Below are 14,488 nucleotides of genomic sequence, written 5' to 3'. Positions count from 1 at the left end.
CTATGAGAAACTTAAAAAATCGTTTTTTAGGCTATGTGCTAAGAGATAGACGAACGCCTAATAAAAATCGAGAGCACGTTGGGCAGAATCTGATGCTTCTGGCCATCTTTCTCTTTTTTATATTTATCATTAATTTCGCCATCATTATCGGAGCAGACACACGGTTTGGGCATAATTTATCCAAGGAAGCTTCTGAGGTCTATCAGCAAGAAGTCACGGTTCAAGCCAAGCGTGGGACCATTTATGACCGCAACGGTGTTGCCTTAGCTGAGGATTCAACGACTTATAGCGTTTATGCGATTATTTCAAAATCTTATGTGTCTTCAACAGGTGAAAAGCTCTATGTAAAAAAATCGCAGTACAACAAGGTAGCTGAGATTTTAAATGAGCAGTTAGGCATTGATAAAGATAAAATCTTAGAACAATTAAACCAAAAAGGCTTGTTCCAGGTATCTTTTGGTAGTTCAGGCTCAGGCCTGACTTACAGCAAGAAGTCAGCCATTGCTCAAGCCATGGAAGAAGCTGGTATCAAGGGAATTGGTTTTGATTCAACGCCAGGTCGCCTCTATCCAAACGGTGTTTTTGCCTCTCAATTTATTGGTTTGACCCAATTAAAAGAAAATAAAGACGGAAAAACCTCTAGTTTGGTGGGTACGTCTGGTATTGAAGCTTCGTTAAATAACATTTTGTCAGGGACAGATGGTAGTGTGATTTACCAAAAAGACAAAAACGGTAACCTCCTTCTTGGTACGGAAAAAGAAGTGAAAAAAGCGGTTGACGGGAAAGACGTTTATACTACTTTATCGGAGCCATTGCAATCTTATTTGGAATCGCAAATGGATATTTTCCAAGAACACGCCAAAGGGAAATATGCTAGTGCAACCGTTGTCAATGCCAAGACAGGTGAAATTTTAGCGACAACGCAACGCCCAACTTACAATGCCCAAACGCTTGAAGGCTACAATGTGGATAACCTCAAAACGTGGAACAACCTCCTATATCAAACCTACTATGAGCCAGGTTCAACCATCAAAGTAATGACTTTGGCATCTGCCATTGATGAAGGGGTCTTTTCACCAAATGAAGTGATTTCAACCATCAACGGGATTACCATTGCCGATACGACTATCAACGACTGGAACGTCAATGAAGGAAATACATCAGTACAATACTTGACCTATGCACAAGGGTTCGCTTGGTCAAGTAACGTTGCGATGACTAGTCTTGAACAAAAAATGGGCAATGACAAATGGTTGACTTATCTTACTCGCTTTAGATTTGGTTACCCAACTCGCTTTGGAATGCTCAACGAGGTTAGCGGTATTTTACCATCTGACAATGAAGTAACAATTGCTATGAGTGCCTTTGGTCAAGGGATTGGTGTGACACAGGTGCAAATGTTACGTGCTTTCACAGCGATTTCTAACAATGGGGTCATGTTGGAGCCAAAATTCATCAGCCAAATTTATGACCCAAATAATAATTCAGCCCGTGTGGCATCGACTGAGGTTGTGGGAAATCCTGTATCAGAAGATGCGGCCAATCAAACACTTGGTTATATGGTGACCGTCGGAACAGACCCGAAATTTGGTACCTTGTATAGCGCAGCTCTTGGTGGCCCAATTATCCAAGTGGGGAATTATTCTGTGGCGGTTAAATCAGGAACGGCTGAGATTGCAGCATCCGCTGAAGAAGGTGGAGGGTATTTGACTGGCTCAAATGACAACCTCTACTCTGTTGTTGCTATGGTGCCTTCAGAAGACCCTGATTTTATCATGTACGTGACCCTTCAACAACCGTCAGAAGCCTTCAATGCCCTTTATTGGCAAGATGTGGTTAATCCTGTTTTGGAAAGAGCCATGATGATGAAGGATACCTTGACGACTACAGCTGTCACAGGTGCTAGCTCAGAAACCACTTATAAACTCAAAGATTATATTGGCAAGAGCCCAGGTGATACCGCCCAAGAACTCCGTGACAATCTTGTTCACCCAGTTGTTGTGGGAACTGGCAGCGAAATCAAGAAAATGTCTAAAGCTGTCGGCAGCAATTTATCTGAAAATGAACAAATCTTACTGTGGACAGGAAGCCTCAAAGAAGTTCCTGATATGTACGGCTGGACAAAAGAAAATGTGGAACAATTCTCGAACTGGTCAGGTATCAAGATTAAGTTTAAGGGCTCTGATTCTGGAACGGTCGTCAAACAAAGTGTCGCCTCAGAAACCGACATTAAAGGTGTTAAAAAAATTACTATTACTCTAGGAGATTAAGATGTTTTTAAGTTTTGTCGCAGGTATCCTATCCTTTGTCTTAACGATACTTGCCATGCCTTCTTTCATTCGTTTCTACCAATTGAAAAAAATTGGTGGTCAGCAAATGCACGAAGATGTTAAGCAACATTTGGCAAAAGCTGGTACCCCAACTATGGGAGGAACTGTCTTTCTAACCGTTGCCCTTTTAGTGACTGTCTTCTTTAGCTTTTTTGTAGCAAAAGAATCTGGTACAGCCATGTGGACAACGGCGGGGATTTTGCTGGTCATTCTGATTTATGGAATTATCGGTTTTCTTGATGATTTCCTCAAAATCTTTCGACAAATCAATGAGGGACTAACTCCGTGGCAAAAGATGAGCCTGCAAATCATCGGTGGTTTGATTTTCTATTTTGTTCACGTTCGCTCAAGTGGTATCGATGACCTGAATGTCTTTGGGTTTGATGTTCACCTTGGTTGGTTTTACATTTTCTTTGTTCTCTTTTGGATTGTCGGTTTTTCAAATGCGGTTAATTTGACTGATGGTATTGATGGCTTGGCCTCTATTTCCGTTGCCATTAGTTTGGCAGCTTACGGTGTGATTGCCGTGGTGCAAAAACAATTTGACGTGTTGTTGATTATCATTACCATGATTGGAGCTTTGTTTGGTTTCTTTGTCTTTAACCACAAACCAGCCAAAATTTTCATGGGTGATGTGGGAAGTCTGGCTTTAGGAGCGATGTTAGCAGCAATTTCCATTGCCCTTCGCCAAGAATGGACTTTGTTACTTATTGGTATTGTCTATGTCTTTGAAACTAGCTCTGTTATGTTGCAAGTGGCTTATTTCAAATACACCAAACGAAAATATGGAGAAGGTCGCCGTATTTTCCGCATGACGCCTTTCCACCACCATTTGGAATTGGGAGGATTGACAGGAAAAGCGGAGCGCTGGTCTGAATGGCGAGTGGATGCCTTCCTTTGGAGCGTTGGGGCTATCGGCAGCTTGCTCACCCTAGCCTTCCTTTATCTCTTTTAAAAATAGTTGAGTCAAGATATTTTCTTGGCTTTTTTGTATCCCAGTGAGTCATTTTGCCTTAATATGCCATTTAATGATATAATAAAAAGGTGTCCATGTGTTTACTCACGAAAATAGAGGCGGTGCTTTTTGAGCGAATAGCTCAGCAGCTTGCCCAAAAGAATGTACGATAAAAGAAATAAGGAGAATCGAGGTAGCAATGTCTTTTAACGACTTTAATTTTAAACCTTTTATTCGAGAGGCGCTTCAAGAATTAGCCTTTCAAAACCCAACACCCGTGCAACAAAAGTTAATTCCTGTTGTGCGCTTAGGTCGTGATTTGGTGGGAGAATCAAAAACAGGTTCTGGGAAAACCCACACCTTTTTATTGCCAATTTTTGAGCAATTAGATGCGACAAGTAAGGACGTTCAGGCAGTTATTACAGCCCCAAGCCGTGAATTGGCCACGCAAATTTACCAAGCTGCTAAACAAATTGCTAAGCATTCTGAGGTACCAGTTCGTTTGGCAAACTATGTTGGAGGGACAGATAAGGCTAGACAAATCGAGCGACTCAAGACCAGCCAACCCCATATCGTCATCGGAACGCCAGGCCGTATTTATGATTTGGTTAAATCCGGCGATTTGAAAATCTACAAGGCCCGCACTTTTGTTGTCGACGAGGCTGATATGACCTTAGACATGGGATTCTTGGATACAGTTGATAAGATTGCTGGGACTTTGCCAAAAGACGTTCAAATTCTGGTCTTTTCAGCGACCATTCCGCAAAAATTACAGCCATTTTTGAAGAAATACTTGACCAATCCTGTGATGGAAAAAATCGTAACGCATACGGTGATTTCAGATACCATTGACAACTGGTTGATTTCAACGAAGGGCCGTGCTAAAAATGAGCAAATTTTGGCAATTACCAAGGCCATTCGTCCTTATATTGCGATGATTTTTGCCAATACCAAGGAACGTGTTGATGAGTTGCACAGCTATCTTGCATCAAATGGTTTGAAAGTGGCTAAAATCCACGGTGGCATTCCGCCAAGAGAACGCAAGCGTACCATGAACCAAATCAAAAACATGGCTTATGAATATGTGGTGGCGACTGACTTGGCTGCGCGTGGTATTGATATTGAAGGGGTTAGTCATGTTATCAATGATGCCATTCCGCAAGATTTGTCCTTCTTTGTGCACCGTGTTGGGCGTACAGGTCGTAATGGTCTAAGCGGCGTTGCAATTACCCTTTACCAACCAAGCGATGATTCAGACATTCGTGAATTGGAAAAAATGGGAATTACCTTTGTGCCAAAAGTCCTTAAAAATGGCGAATTCCAAGACACCTATGACCGAGACCGCCGTGCCAATCGTGAAAAATCGTATCAAAAATTAGATACTGAAATGATTGGTTTGGTTAAGAAGAAAAAGAAAAAAATCAAACCGGGTTATAAGAAAAAAATCCAATGGAAAGTTGAAGAAAAACGTAAACGTGAGCGTCGTGCGGCTAACCGTACCAAAGGACGTGCAGAACGTAAAGCCAAAAAACAAACTTTCTAAGATATGTGGTGGAACCAAACCTTGTTCCCAGCTAAATGATTCTCTATCATCTGTTGCGATGATTATATAATCCTCAAAGAGATCTGCGACGCTTGTTTCAGGTCTTTTTTTGTCAATTTTTGTGCTTATGGTTTTGATAGTTTTTTCTTATCAGTGCTATAAAAAATATGTATTGGGAAAGTTGCTCTAAGTTTGATAGACTGTAACAGATTAAAAGAAAAGAGGACGCCTTATGAAAAAGAAATCTGTTACGCTGTTAAGCACCCTAGCCCTAATTTTCCTAGCCGTTTTGTCGGCTTGTTCAACTCAATCACAAAACCAGTCTGACGGTAAAACGGTGATTAAGGTCGCAACAGATTCTGATACGGCTCCTTTTACCTACAAAGATGGAAAGACCTACAAAGGCTACGATATTGACGTGGTCAAGGCCATTTTCAAGGATTCAAAGGACTACCAAGTCGAATTTGTCACAACGCCTTTTGATTCCATTTTGACAGGAATTGATGCGGGACGTTACCAAATTGCGGCCAATGATTTTAACTACAATGAACAACGTGCCCAAAAATACCTGTTCTCTGACCCTATTTCTCGCTCAAATGCGGCTATTGTCAGTCAAAAAGGCACACAATACAGCAGTTTGGACGACTTATCAGGTAAAAGCACAGAAGTCATTTCAGGAACCAATTATGCGCAAATCCTTGAAAAATGGAACACTGATCACCCTGACAAAACCCCTATTCAAATCAATTATGTGTCTAGCTCAACTGGGGTGACCACACGTGTCCAACGCGTTGAAAATGGCAATATTGACTTTATTTTATACGATGCCATTTCAGCTGAGTACATTGCCAAGGACCAAGGGTTTGATGTGACGGTGACCAAACTCAGCGACCAAGTTGGGGACAAGACAGACGGTTTAGAATACCTTGTCTTTGCGGACACCAAAGAAGGAAAAGAACTCCAAAGCTTTGTCAATAAACGCCTTAAAACTTTGAAAAAAGATGGGACTTTGGCTAGCTTGAGCGAAACTTACTTTGGTGGGGACTATGTGTCAGGGCTTGATTAGTACCTAGGCTTTCATCCATTAAGAAAAGATAAGCTTTGATGACGATATGGAAAGGAGAATGTTATGTCATTTACGATACTTGCTTCAGGTTTATCTTGGTATGACCGTTTACTCGAACACATTCCAGAAGGTCATCTCTTTAGTTGGCGTGCGGTTTTTGATGCCATGCCATCTATCATTGAACGTGTTCCAGTCATGCTGGGCTTGACCTTGGGCGGTGCGGTTTTTGGTATTTTGCTCGCTTTGCTTTTTGCGATTGTCAAAATCAATCAAACCAAAATCTTGTATCCCATTCAGTCCGTTGTTGTGAGTTTCCTACGTGGGACGCCTATCTTGGTTCAATTGATGTTGAGTTATTATGGGATTCCCTTGTTTTTGAAATTTTTAAATCAAAAGTACGGTTTTGATTGGAATATCAATGCCATTCCAGCGTCGGTTTTTGCCATTACGGCTTTTGCCTTAAATAATGCAGCCTATGCCAGCGAAACCATTCGTGCTGCCATTCAGGCGGTTAATGCAGGTGAAATTGAGGCGGCTAAGAGTTTGGGGATGACCAATCTTCAAGTCTACCGCCGTGTGATTATCCCTAATGCAGCCGTGATTGCCACACCAACCCTTATCAATAGCTTGATTGGTTTGACAAAAGAAACATCTTTGGCTTTTAACGTTGGGATTATTGAAATGTTTGCCCAAGCTCAAATCTTGGGTGGTTCGGACTATCGTTATTTTGAACGCTATATTGCGGTAGCTTTGGTTTACTGGGCAGTCAGCATTATCATTGAACAAACAGGACGTCTTATTGAAAAGAAATTATCAATTGAGCCTCCTAAGACCAGTTTAGAAACGCAAGAGGTGATTGCTAATGATTAAAATCAGTCATTTAACCAAAACTTTTTCAGGGCAAAAGGTTTTAGATGGTATTGATGTCACCATTCAAAAAGGTGAGGTGATTGCCATTGTCGGAGCATCAGGAGCAGGAAAATCAACCTTTTTACGCAGCCTAAATTATCTAGAAAAGCCTGATAGTGGCACAATTCAAATCGATGATTTTAAGGTTGACTTTCAAACGATTAGCACAGAAGAAATCTTGACCCTACGTCGCAAATTAGCGATGGTTTTCCAACAATTCAACCTTTTTGAGCGTCGCACAGCACTTGATAACGTCAAAGAAGGGCTTAAAATTGTTAAGAAAATGCCTGATGACCAAGCCACCAAAATTGCCAAGGAAGAGCTGGCTAAGGTTGGGTTATCAGACCGTGAAAACCATTACCCCAAACAATTATCAGGGGGGCAAAAACAACGGGTTGGCTTGGCGCGTGCACTTGCCATGAAACCTGATGTCTTGTTGCTGGACGAACCAACATCAGCCTTGGACCCAGAATTGGTTGGTGAAGTGGAAAAATCCATTGCCAATGCGGCTAAGGATGGGCAAACCATGATTTTGGTCAGTCACGATATGAATTTTGTCTATCAAGTCGCTGATTATGTGCTTTTCTTGGATAAGGGACATATCATCGAATCAGGCACACCTGAGGAACTCTTTAAACACCCTAAAGAAGAACGCACCAAAGAATTTTTCGCAAACTACCAAAAAACGTACATTTAAAGCCTAAATTTTGTTATAATGAGAGCCAGAAGTCTTTTGGCTCTTTTTATCAAATGAAAACAATGATAGGATAAGATATGTTTTTAGAAATATTAGGTTTTTACCTACAAGGACTATTATCAGGGCTTGTCTTTGCGATTGTTGCGGCTATTTTATGGACCTTGTGGCGCGTTTTTCGCCATTTGGATAAGACAGCCAAAGAACGTCAAGCCTTTTTGTATGACTTGGTGACCATCATTTTAATGACGGTACCCGTTTTGTCGTTTGCGTTTATGGCGATTATTTTAATGTTGCGAGCCTAATGATTGAAATTGGCTTGCTTGACTGATATAATGAAAAAACGAAAACAGTTGAGGAGAGTATAAGCATGTATGATACACTCATTATCGGATCAGGACCAGCTGGGATGACAGCTGCGCTTTATGCCGCAAGGTCTAACATAAAAGTTGGTATTATCGAACAAGGAGCACCTGGTGGTCAGATGAACAATACCTCAGACATTGAGAACTACCCAGGTTATGACCGCATTTCAGGGCCTGAATTAGCCATGAACATGTACACACCGCTTGAAAAATTTGAAGTGGAAAATATCTACGGGATTGTGCAACGTGTGGAAGATGCTGGTGCTGTCAAGCGCGTGGTGACGGATGACAATACCTACGAAGCCAAGACGGTTATTTTAGCCACAGGAGCCAAACATCGCACGCTTGGTGTGACTGGTGAGGAAGAATACACTAGTCGCGGCGTTTCTTACTGTGCGGTGTGTGACGGTGCTTTTTTCCGCAACCAAGATTTGTTGGTTGTTGGTGGCGGTGATTCTGCCGTTGAAGAAGCGGTTTACTTGACTCAATTTGCCAAATCAGTGACCATTATTCATCGTCGTGATGCTTTGCGTGCCCAAAAGATTTTGCAAGACCGTGCCTTTTCTAATGACAAGGTTCATTTTATTTGGGATTCGGTTGTGAAAGAAATCAAAGGAACAGACGTGAAGGTATCAGGCGTGACTATTGAAAACGTCAAAACGGGCGAAATCAGTGAACATGATTTTGGCGGTATTTTCATCTATGTGGGTGTTGACCCTGTGTCACACATGGTGGCTGACTTGGGCATTACTGATGAAGCAGGTTGGGTGCTGACAGATGAGCACATGAGAACAAGCATTCCTGGTATTTTTGCCATTGGAGATGTGCGCCAAAAAGACTTGCGTCAGATTGCCACAGCTGTTGGTGATGGTGCCATTGCTGGGCAAGGTGTTTACCAGTACATTGAAAATATGTCTTAAGATTTGACAAAGGGATGGCTTTTGGCTATCCTTTTTAATATTCTTTGAAGGAAAACTCACAAAGATTTTAGCAAGTCCCTTGTATTTGTGCTATAATATGAGAGATTACTAACTGTTTTGGCAGCTGCGATGGTTTTTAGCCTTCTGAGTCCAAACAAAAATAAAAGCGAGGAAAGTCAGATGTATCAAGACGATAGTTTAACACTCCATACCGACTTGTATCAGATTAACATGATGCAAGTGTATTTCGATAAGGGCATCCATAATAAAAATGCAGTCTTTGAGATTTATTTTAGAAAAGAACCTTTTGCTAGTGGCTACGCTGTTTTTGCGGGGCTACAACGCATGGTGGAATACTTGAATAACTTGCACTTTAGCGACACCGACATTGCTTATTTGGAAAGCTTGAGTTACGCTGCGGATTTCATTGATTATTTGAGAAATCTCAAGCTGGAATTGAGCATTCGTTCGGCTCAAGAAGGGGATTTGGTCTTTGCTAATGAGCCGATTGTTCAGGTGGAAGGTCCACTGGCACAATGCCAATTAGTAGAAACAGCCTTGCTTAATATCGTGAATTTTCAGACCCTCATTGCGACCAAGGCTTCTCGCATTCGTTCGGTGATTGACGATGAACCTTTGCTTGAATTTGGAACGCGTCGTGCCCAAGAAATGGATGCTGCCATTTGGGGAACCCGCGCAGCTGTTATCGGTGGTGCCAATGCTACTTCAAATGTTCGTGCTGGTAAATTGTTTGACATTCCTGTTTCAGGAACGCACGCGCATTCTTTGGTGCAGGCTTACGGAGATGATTACGAAGCCTTCATGGCCTATGCTGGCACGCACAAGGATTGTGTTTTCCTTGTAGATACTTACGATACCCTTCGCCTTGGTGTTCCTGCTGCTATTCGTGTGGCCAATGAACTGGGTGACAAGATTAATTTCCTAGGTGTTCGCATTGACTCAGGGGACATGGCTTATTTGTCTAAGAAAGTCCGTGAACAGCTAGATGACGCTGGTTATCCTGATGCCAAAATCTACGCGTCTAATGATTTGGATGAAAATACCATCCTCAACCTCAAAATGCAAAAAGCTAAAATTGATGTTTGGGGAGTTGGTACTAAGCTTATCACGGCTTATGACCAGCCAGCTATGGGGGCCGTTTACAAAATCGTATCTATTGAAGACGATAACGGCGAGATGCAAGACACTATCAAACTGTCTAATAACGCTGAAAAAGTATCAACCCCAGGTAAGAAGCAAGTTTGGCGTATTACCAGCCGTGAAAAAGGAAAAACCGAAGGGGACTACATCACCTTTACTGATACAGATGTGAATGCTTTGGATGAAATCTACATGTTCCACCCAACCTATACTTACATCAATAAAACAGTAAAAGACTTTGAAGCAGTGCCACTTTTGGTTGATGTATTTGACAAGGGTAAATTGGTGTATGACTTGCCTAATCTTTCAGATATTCAAACCTATGCCCGCCAAGAATTTGACAAATTGTGGGATGAGTACAAACGTATCTTAAATCCGCAAGATTACCCAGTGGATTTGTCATTAGATGTCTGGGAAAACAAGATGAACTTGATTGACCGTATTCGTAAGGAAGCCCAACAAAAAGGAGAAGTGAAGTGAGTTTACAAGATGAGATTATTGCAGAATTAAAAGTAAAACCAAGCATTGACCCAAAAGAAGAAATTCGTGTATCGGTTGATTTTCTTAAAGACTATTTGAAAAAGCATAGTTTCTTAAAAAGCTATGTGCTAGGAATTTCAGGTGGGCAAGATTCTAGTTTGGCAGGACGTTTGGCACAAATCGCAGTAGAAGAACTCCGTGCTGAAACAGGTGACGACAGTTATCGCTTTATCGCAGTGCGTTTGCCATATGGCGTGCAAGCAGACGAAGAGGATGCCCAACGTGCCCTTGCTTTTATCAAGCCAGACGTCAGCATTGCAGTGAACATCAAAGCAGGTGTTGATGGGCAAGTTGCAGCCCTTGAAGAAGCGGGTATTGAAGTTTCTGATTTTAATAAGGGAAATATCAAGGCTCGCCAACGCATGATTACCCAATATGCCGTGGCTGGTGCCAATAGCGGAGCGGTTATCGGAACAGACCACGCTGCAGAAAACATCACAGGATTCTTTACCAAATTCGGTGATGGTGGTGCTGACGTTATCCCGCTTTATCGCCTCAACAAACGCCAGGGCAAACAATTATTGGCAGAATTAGGGGCTAACCCAGCCATTTATGAAAAAATTCCAACCGCTGATTTGGAAGAAAATCGCCCAGGTATTGCTGACGAAGTGGCTCTTGGTGTGACTTACAACGATATTGATGATTACCTTGAAGGCAAAGAAGTGTCACCAAAAGCCAAAGAAACCATTGAAAACTGGTGGCGTAAAACCGAACACAAACGCCATTTACCAATCACCGTTTTTGATGATTTTTGGAAATAAAACAGATTCAAAAAGACCGCTAAGGTCTTTTTTGCCGCTTTTAAGCCAGAATTCCCTATAATTGCTTGAATTCTGCCTCTTAAGCGTTATAATAGATAGTGATTAATTTGGTTAAGTAGGGCTAGGTGCTTGCTTGACTGATTTTGGAGGAGGAAATATGTCAGAATTATCATCATCATTTACAGACAAACTATTTGCTGATTTTCAAGACAATAGCAAATTGCGTGCTGTTGAAAATGCTGTCACTCACAACGGATTGTTGAAATCACTTGAAACACGCCAAAGCCAAGTGGAAAACGACCATGTCTTTTCTATTGATTTGACAAAAGATAAGGTAGCTAACCAAAAAGCATCAGGTCGTTGCTGGATGTTTGCGGCGCTTAATACCTTTCGTCACAAATTGATTTCAGACCTTAACTTGGATAATTTCGAGCTTTCTCAAGCCCACACATTCTTCTGGGACAAATACGAAAAATCAAACTGGTTCTTAGAACAAGTCATTGCGACTGCAGACCAAGAACTTGGCAGCCGTAAAGTGAAATTCTTACTAGACGTTCCCCAACAAGACGGTGGTCAATGGGATATGGTGGTGGCTCTTTTTGAAAAATACGGTGTCGTGCCAAAATCAGCTTACCCAGAATCAGTATCATCAAGCAACAGCCGTGAATTGAACCAATACTTGAACAAATTGTTGCGTCAAGATGCTCAAATTTTGCGTGAAGCTGTTGCAGCAGGTGTCGGTGCTGAAGGCATCAGAGCTCAAAAAGAAGCTTTACTTCAAGAAATCTTCAATTTCTTGGCTGTTAATCTCGGTTTGCCACCACGCACATTTGACTTTGCTTACCGTGACAAAGACAACAACTACCATTCTGATAAAAACATTACACCACAAGAATTCTTCAAAAAATACGTTGGTTTGAACCTATCAGATTACGTTTCTGTTATCAATGCCCCAACAGCAGACAAACCTTATAGCAAATCTTACACTGTTGATATGCTTGGTAACGTTGTGGGTAGTCGTGCGGTACGTTACCTCAACCTTGATATGACACGTTTCAAAGAATTGGCTATTGCTCAAATGCAAGCTGGTGAAACCGTTTGGTTTGGCTCTGATGTCGGTCAAATTTCAGACCGTCAAAAAGGTATCTTAGCAACAAATGTTTACGATTTTGATACGGCTATGAACATTTCCTTCACACAAGACAAAGCAGGACGTTTGGATTACAGCGAAAGCTTGATGACTCACGCTATGGTCTTGACTGGTGTGGATTTGGCTGAAAATGGCGAACCTCTCAAATGGAAAGTTGAAAATTCATGGGGAGAAAAAGTTGGTGACAAAGGTTACTTCGTTGCTTCAGACGCTTGGATGGATGAATTTACCTACCAAATCGTCGTTCGTAAAGAATTCTTAACTGATGAGGAACTTGCTGCTTATGAAGCTGAACCAACTGTATTAGCACCTTGGGACCCAATGGGAGCCTTGGCTAGCCAAACAGATTTGTAAAAATATTAAAACTGGCGTTGGATATTTCTCCAAGCCAGTTTTTTATCACAAAATGTTGAAGTCATCAAAAAGCCTGTAACATTTTTAGTTACAGGCTTTTTGCATAAGTATTATTGACCAGTTGTCGCTGTGTTATCAGAGTTGTTTTGGCTTGTCGTGCTATTGCTACGCGCTCTGGCACCATTGTCAACATCTGTTGTTGTGCTATTAGCATCGCTGGTCGTATTGTTATTAGGTGTTGTATAGCTGTTGTTATTGTTATAGCTATTGTTGGCATCTGTTATTGCATCAGGGGTGCTTACAGAAGGATTGTTACTCGTTGAATTACTATCGCTAGTATTATCATCGTTATCAGAGCTATCTGTTGAAGATGAAACTTCTGTTGATGTTTGGTCTTCTGAAGAACTTGAATTAGAACCGTAGAGGTTACTATATACAGATGACAATGAAGATGAGGCAGAAGAATTATTGTTTGCCCCTTTTAGGTAAACATAACCACCGCTTGTGTAAACGCCACTTGGTTGCGTGAAGTTCTTGCTACCGCTACCGTATTTTTCATTGAGGTAACTTTGCATAGCCTTGTAAACTTCGGCCGCAACGTTTAGCCTACTACCGTAGATTGGAGTCATACGGTCTTTGTAACCTGTCCACACTGCCATCGAATATTGCGTTGTGTAACCAACAAATAATTCATCAGGTGCCATGGTTCCAACTGCACTGTTGTAAATACCAGTTGTTTGTTCAATTTCTTCTAATTCTTCATCAGAATAGTTTGATGTTCCTGTTTTACCAGCTTGGTATAAACCAGGGATAGAAGCTGTTGTACCAGTACCGTAAGTCAAAACGGTTTTCAGCATTGACGTCATCATGTAGGCTGTTGTTTCCTTCATGGCACGTGTACCAGATGTTTCAAAGGTTTGGCTAGTTCCATCGTTAAATTCAATCTTGTTGACGTATTGTGGTTTGTAATAGGTTCCACCATTTGCAAAAGCAGCGTAGGCAGCAGCCATTTTCAGACTGCTTGCGCCGTATTTTTCATTCGAGTCACTTGTCGAACTTGAAATGGCGTTTGAATAGTAAAGTTGAGGGTAGTAAATGCCCAAACCTTCTAGGAATTTCTTAGCATTATTCAAACCAACAGCTTCCAAGGCTCTCACGGCAGGAACGTTACGCGATTGTTGAATGGCTGTTTGAATAGTCATGTTGCCATAGTATTGACGGTCCCAGTTGTAGAGCTGAGTTGAAGTGCCAGGCCAGTAGTACTTGGTATCGCTGGTTGTGGCAGCAGTACTTGTGTAAATACCGTCTTCAATAGCTGGGGCATAATCTGTAATAGGTTTCATGGTTGACCCCCAGTCCCTATCGGTAAGAACGGCTTGGTTGGTTCCCAATGAAACGGTTGTGTCTTGGTTTCGTGCACCAAGTTGCGCAATGACTTTACCAGTATTGACATCGATAATGGTTGAAGCCACTTGCAAATCAGAGTCAGGGTAAGACACATAATAGTCAGTATTATAGACATTCCAGAGGTATTTTTGAACATCGGTATCTACGTTTGTGTAAACCTTCAAACCTGCTGAATAAATGTCTTGACCAGTTTCGTCTTTGACTTCTTCGATGACTTCCTTGATGTAATTATCCAAGTAATCATCATAGCTAGACGTTTCGGTCAATGGTTGCAAACCATCAGTGACTGGTGTTGCAATAGCAGTTTGGTATTCTTCTTTTGAGATGTCGCCA

12 protein-coding genes are annotated in these 14,488 nt (G+C 41.6%); 11 read left to right on the top strand and 1 reads right to left on the bottom strand.

The annotated features are described in order from the left end of the window. Positions 1–2 precede the first annotated feature (2 nt). The 11 genes from pbp2x to pepC all read left to right on the top strand — a co-directional run bounded on the left by pbp2x (position 3) and on the right by pepC (position 12,748). Positions 3–2,270, top strand: coding sequence for a penicillin-binding protein PBP2X (gene pbp2x, locus ACFORE_RS02060; RefSeq protein ID WP_380434932.1), 2,268 nt, complete (start codon positions 3–5; stop codon positions 2,268–2,270). Position 2,271: 1 nt separating this feature from the next. Next, complete coding sequence (mraY, locus tag ACFORE_RS02055; RefSeq protein ID WP_154454661.1) at positions 2,272–3,285, top strand: phospho-N-acetylmuramoyl-pentapeptide-transferase; 1,014 nt, start codon at positions 2,272–2,274, stop codon at positions 3,283–3,285. Between the two features lie 199 nt (positions 3,286–3,484). Continuing rightward, positions 3,485–4,828, top strand: coding sequence for a DEAD/DEAH box helicase (locus tag ACFORE_RS02050; RefSeq protein ID WP_235280489.1), 1,344 nt, complete (start codon positions 3,485–3,487; stop codon positions 4,826–4,828). A 232-nt stretch (positions 4,829–5,060) separates the two neighbouring features. Next, a complete protein-coding gene (locus ACFORE_RS02045; RefSeq protein ID WP_235280491.1) occupies positions 5,061–5,894 on the top strand; it encodes a transporter substrate-binding domain-containing protein in 834 nt (277 codons plus the stop codon). Positions 5,895–5,957: 63 nt separating this feature from the next. Then, positions 5,958–6,764, top strand: coding sequence for an amino acid ABC transporter permease (locus ACFORE_RS02040; RefSeq protein WP_154454658.1), 807 nt, complete (start codon positions 5,958–5,960; stop codon positions 6,762–6,764). Next, positions 6,757–7,500: an amino acid ABC transporter ATP-binding protein gene (locus ACFORE_RS02035; protein WP_154454657.1), complete on the top strand. Its 744-nt coding sequence runs from the start codon at positions 6,757–6,759 to the stop codon at positions 7,498–7,500. Before ACFORE_RS02040 ends, ACFORE_RS02035 begins: the two co-directional genes overlap by 8 nt. A gap of 77 nt (positions 7,501–7,577) precedes the next feature. Continuing rightward, positions 7,578–7,802 (top strand): DUF4059 family protein, encoded by a 225-nt coding sequence (locus ACFORE_RS02030; RefSeq protein WP_154454656.1) that lies wholly within the window; start codon positions 7,578–7,580, stop codon positions 7,800–7,802. Positions 7,803–7,867: 65 nt separating this feature from the next. After that, on the top strand, positions 7,868–8,782 hold the full coding sequence (trxB, locus tag ACFORE_RS02025) for a thioredoxin-disulfide reductase (RefSeq protein WP_154454655.1): 915 nt from the start codon (positions 7,868–7,870) through the stop codon (positions 8,780–8,782). 180 nt (positions 8,783–8,962) lie between these two features. Beyond that, complete coding sequence (locus tag ACFORE_RS02020) at positions 8,963–10,423, top strand: nicotinate phosphoribosyltransferase (RefSeq protein WP_154454654.1); 1,461 nt, start codon at positions 8,963–8,965, stop codon at positions 10,421–10,423. Next, positions 10,420–11,244: an ammonia-dependent NAD(+) synthetase gene (gene nadE, locus ACFORE_RS02015; RefSeq protein WP_167829269.1), complete on the top strand. Its 825-nt coding sequence runs from the start codon at positions 10,420–10,422 to the stop codon at positions 11,242–11,244. The genes ACFORE_RS02020 and nadE overlap by 4 nt, the downstream gene beginning before the upstream one ends. 157 nt (positions 11,245–11,401) lie before the next feature. After that, positions 11,402–12,748: an aminopeptidase C gene (pepC, locus tag ACFORE_RS02010; protein ID WP_154454653.1), complete on the top strand. Its 1,347-nt coding sequence runs from the start codon at positions 11,402–11,404 to the stop codon at positions 12,746–12,748. 110 nt (positions 12,749–12,858) lie between these two features. On the opposite strand, the gene ACFORE_RS02005 is transcribed toward pepC, so the two are convergent. Continuing rightward, on the bottom strand, positions 12,859–14,488 hold a 1,630-nt coding region (locus ACFORE_RS02005; RefSeq protein WP_380434931.1), incomplete at its 5' end, for a penicillin-binding transpeptidase domain-containing protein.

The organism is Streptococcus alactolyticus, assembly GCF_042649785.1.
Lineage (GTDB): Bacteria > Bacillota > Bacilli > Lactobacillales > Streptococcaceae > Streptococcus > Streptococcus alactolyticus.
Note: the sequence above shows the minus strand (reverse complement) of the source record. Positions and strands in the feature narration are given on the sequence as shown.

Bases quoted from the DNA above. Each gene is read 5' to 3' on its own strand.
- pbp2x (WP_380434932.1), top strand. From the start codon at position 3: ATGAGAAACTTAAAAAATCGTTTTTTAGGCTATGTGCTAAGAGATAGA.
- mraY (WP_154454661.1), top strand. From the start codon at position 2,272: ATGTTTTTAAGTTTTGTCGCAGGTATCCTATCCTTTGTCTTAACGATA.
- ACFORE_RS02050 (WP_235280489.1), top strand. From the start codon at position 3,485: ATGTCTTTTAACGACTTTAATTTTAAACCTTTTATTCGAGAGGCGCTT.
- ACFORE_RS02045 (WP_235280491.1), top strand. From the start codon at position 5,061: ATGAAAAAGAAATCTGTTACGCTGTTAAGCACCCTAGCCCTAATTTTC.
- ACFORE_RS02040 (WP_154454658.1), top strand. From the start codon at position 5,958: ATGTCATTTACGATACTTGCTTCAGGTTTATCTTGGTATGACCGTTTA.
- ACFORE_RS02035 (WP_154454657.1), top strand. From the start codon at position 6,757: ATGATTAAAATCAGTCATTTAACCAAAACTTTTTCAGGGCAAAAGGTT.
- ACFORE_RS02030 (WP_154454656.1), top strand. From the start codon at position 7,578: ATGTTTTTAGAAATATTAGGTTTTTACCTACAAGGACTATTATCAGGG.
- trxB (WP_154454655.1), top strand. From the start codon at position 7,868: ATGTATGATACACTCATTATCGGATCAGGACCAGCTGGGATGACAGCT.
- ACFORE_RS02020 (WP_154454654.1), top strand. From the start codon at position 8,963: ATGTATCAAGACGATAGTTTAACACTCCATACCGACTTGTATCAGATT.
- pepC (WP_154454653.1), top strand. From the start codon at position 11,402: ATGTCAGAATTATCATCATCATTTACAGACAAACTATTTGCTGATTTT.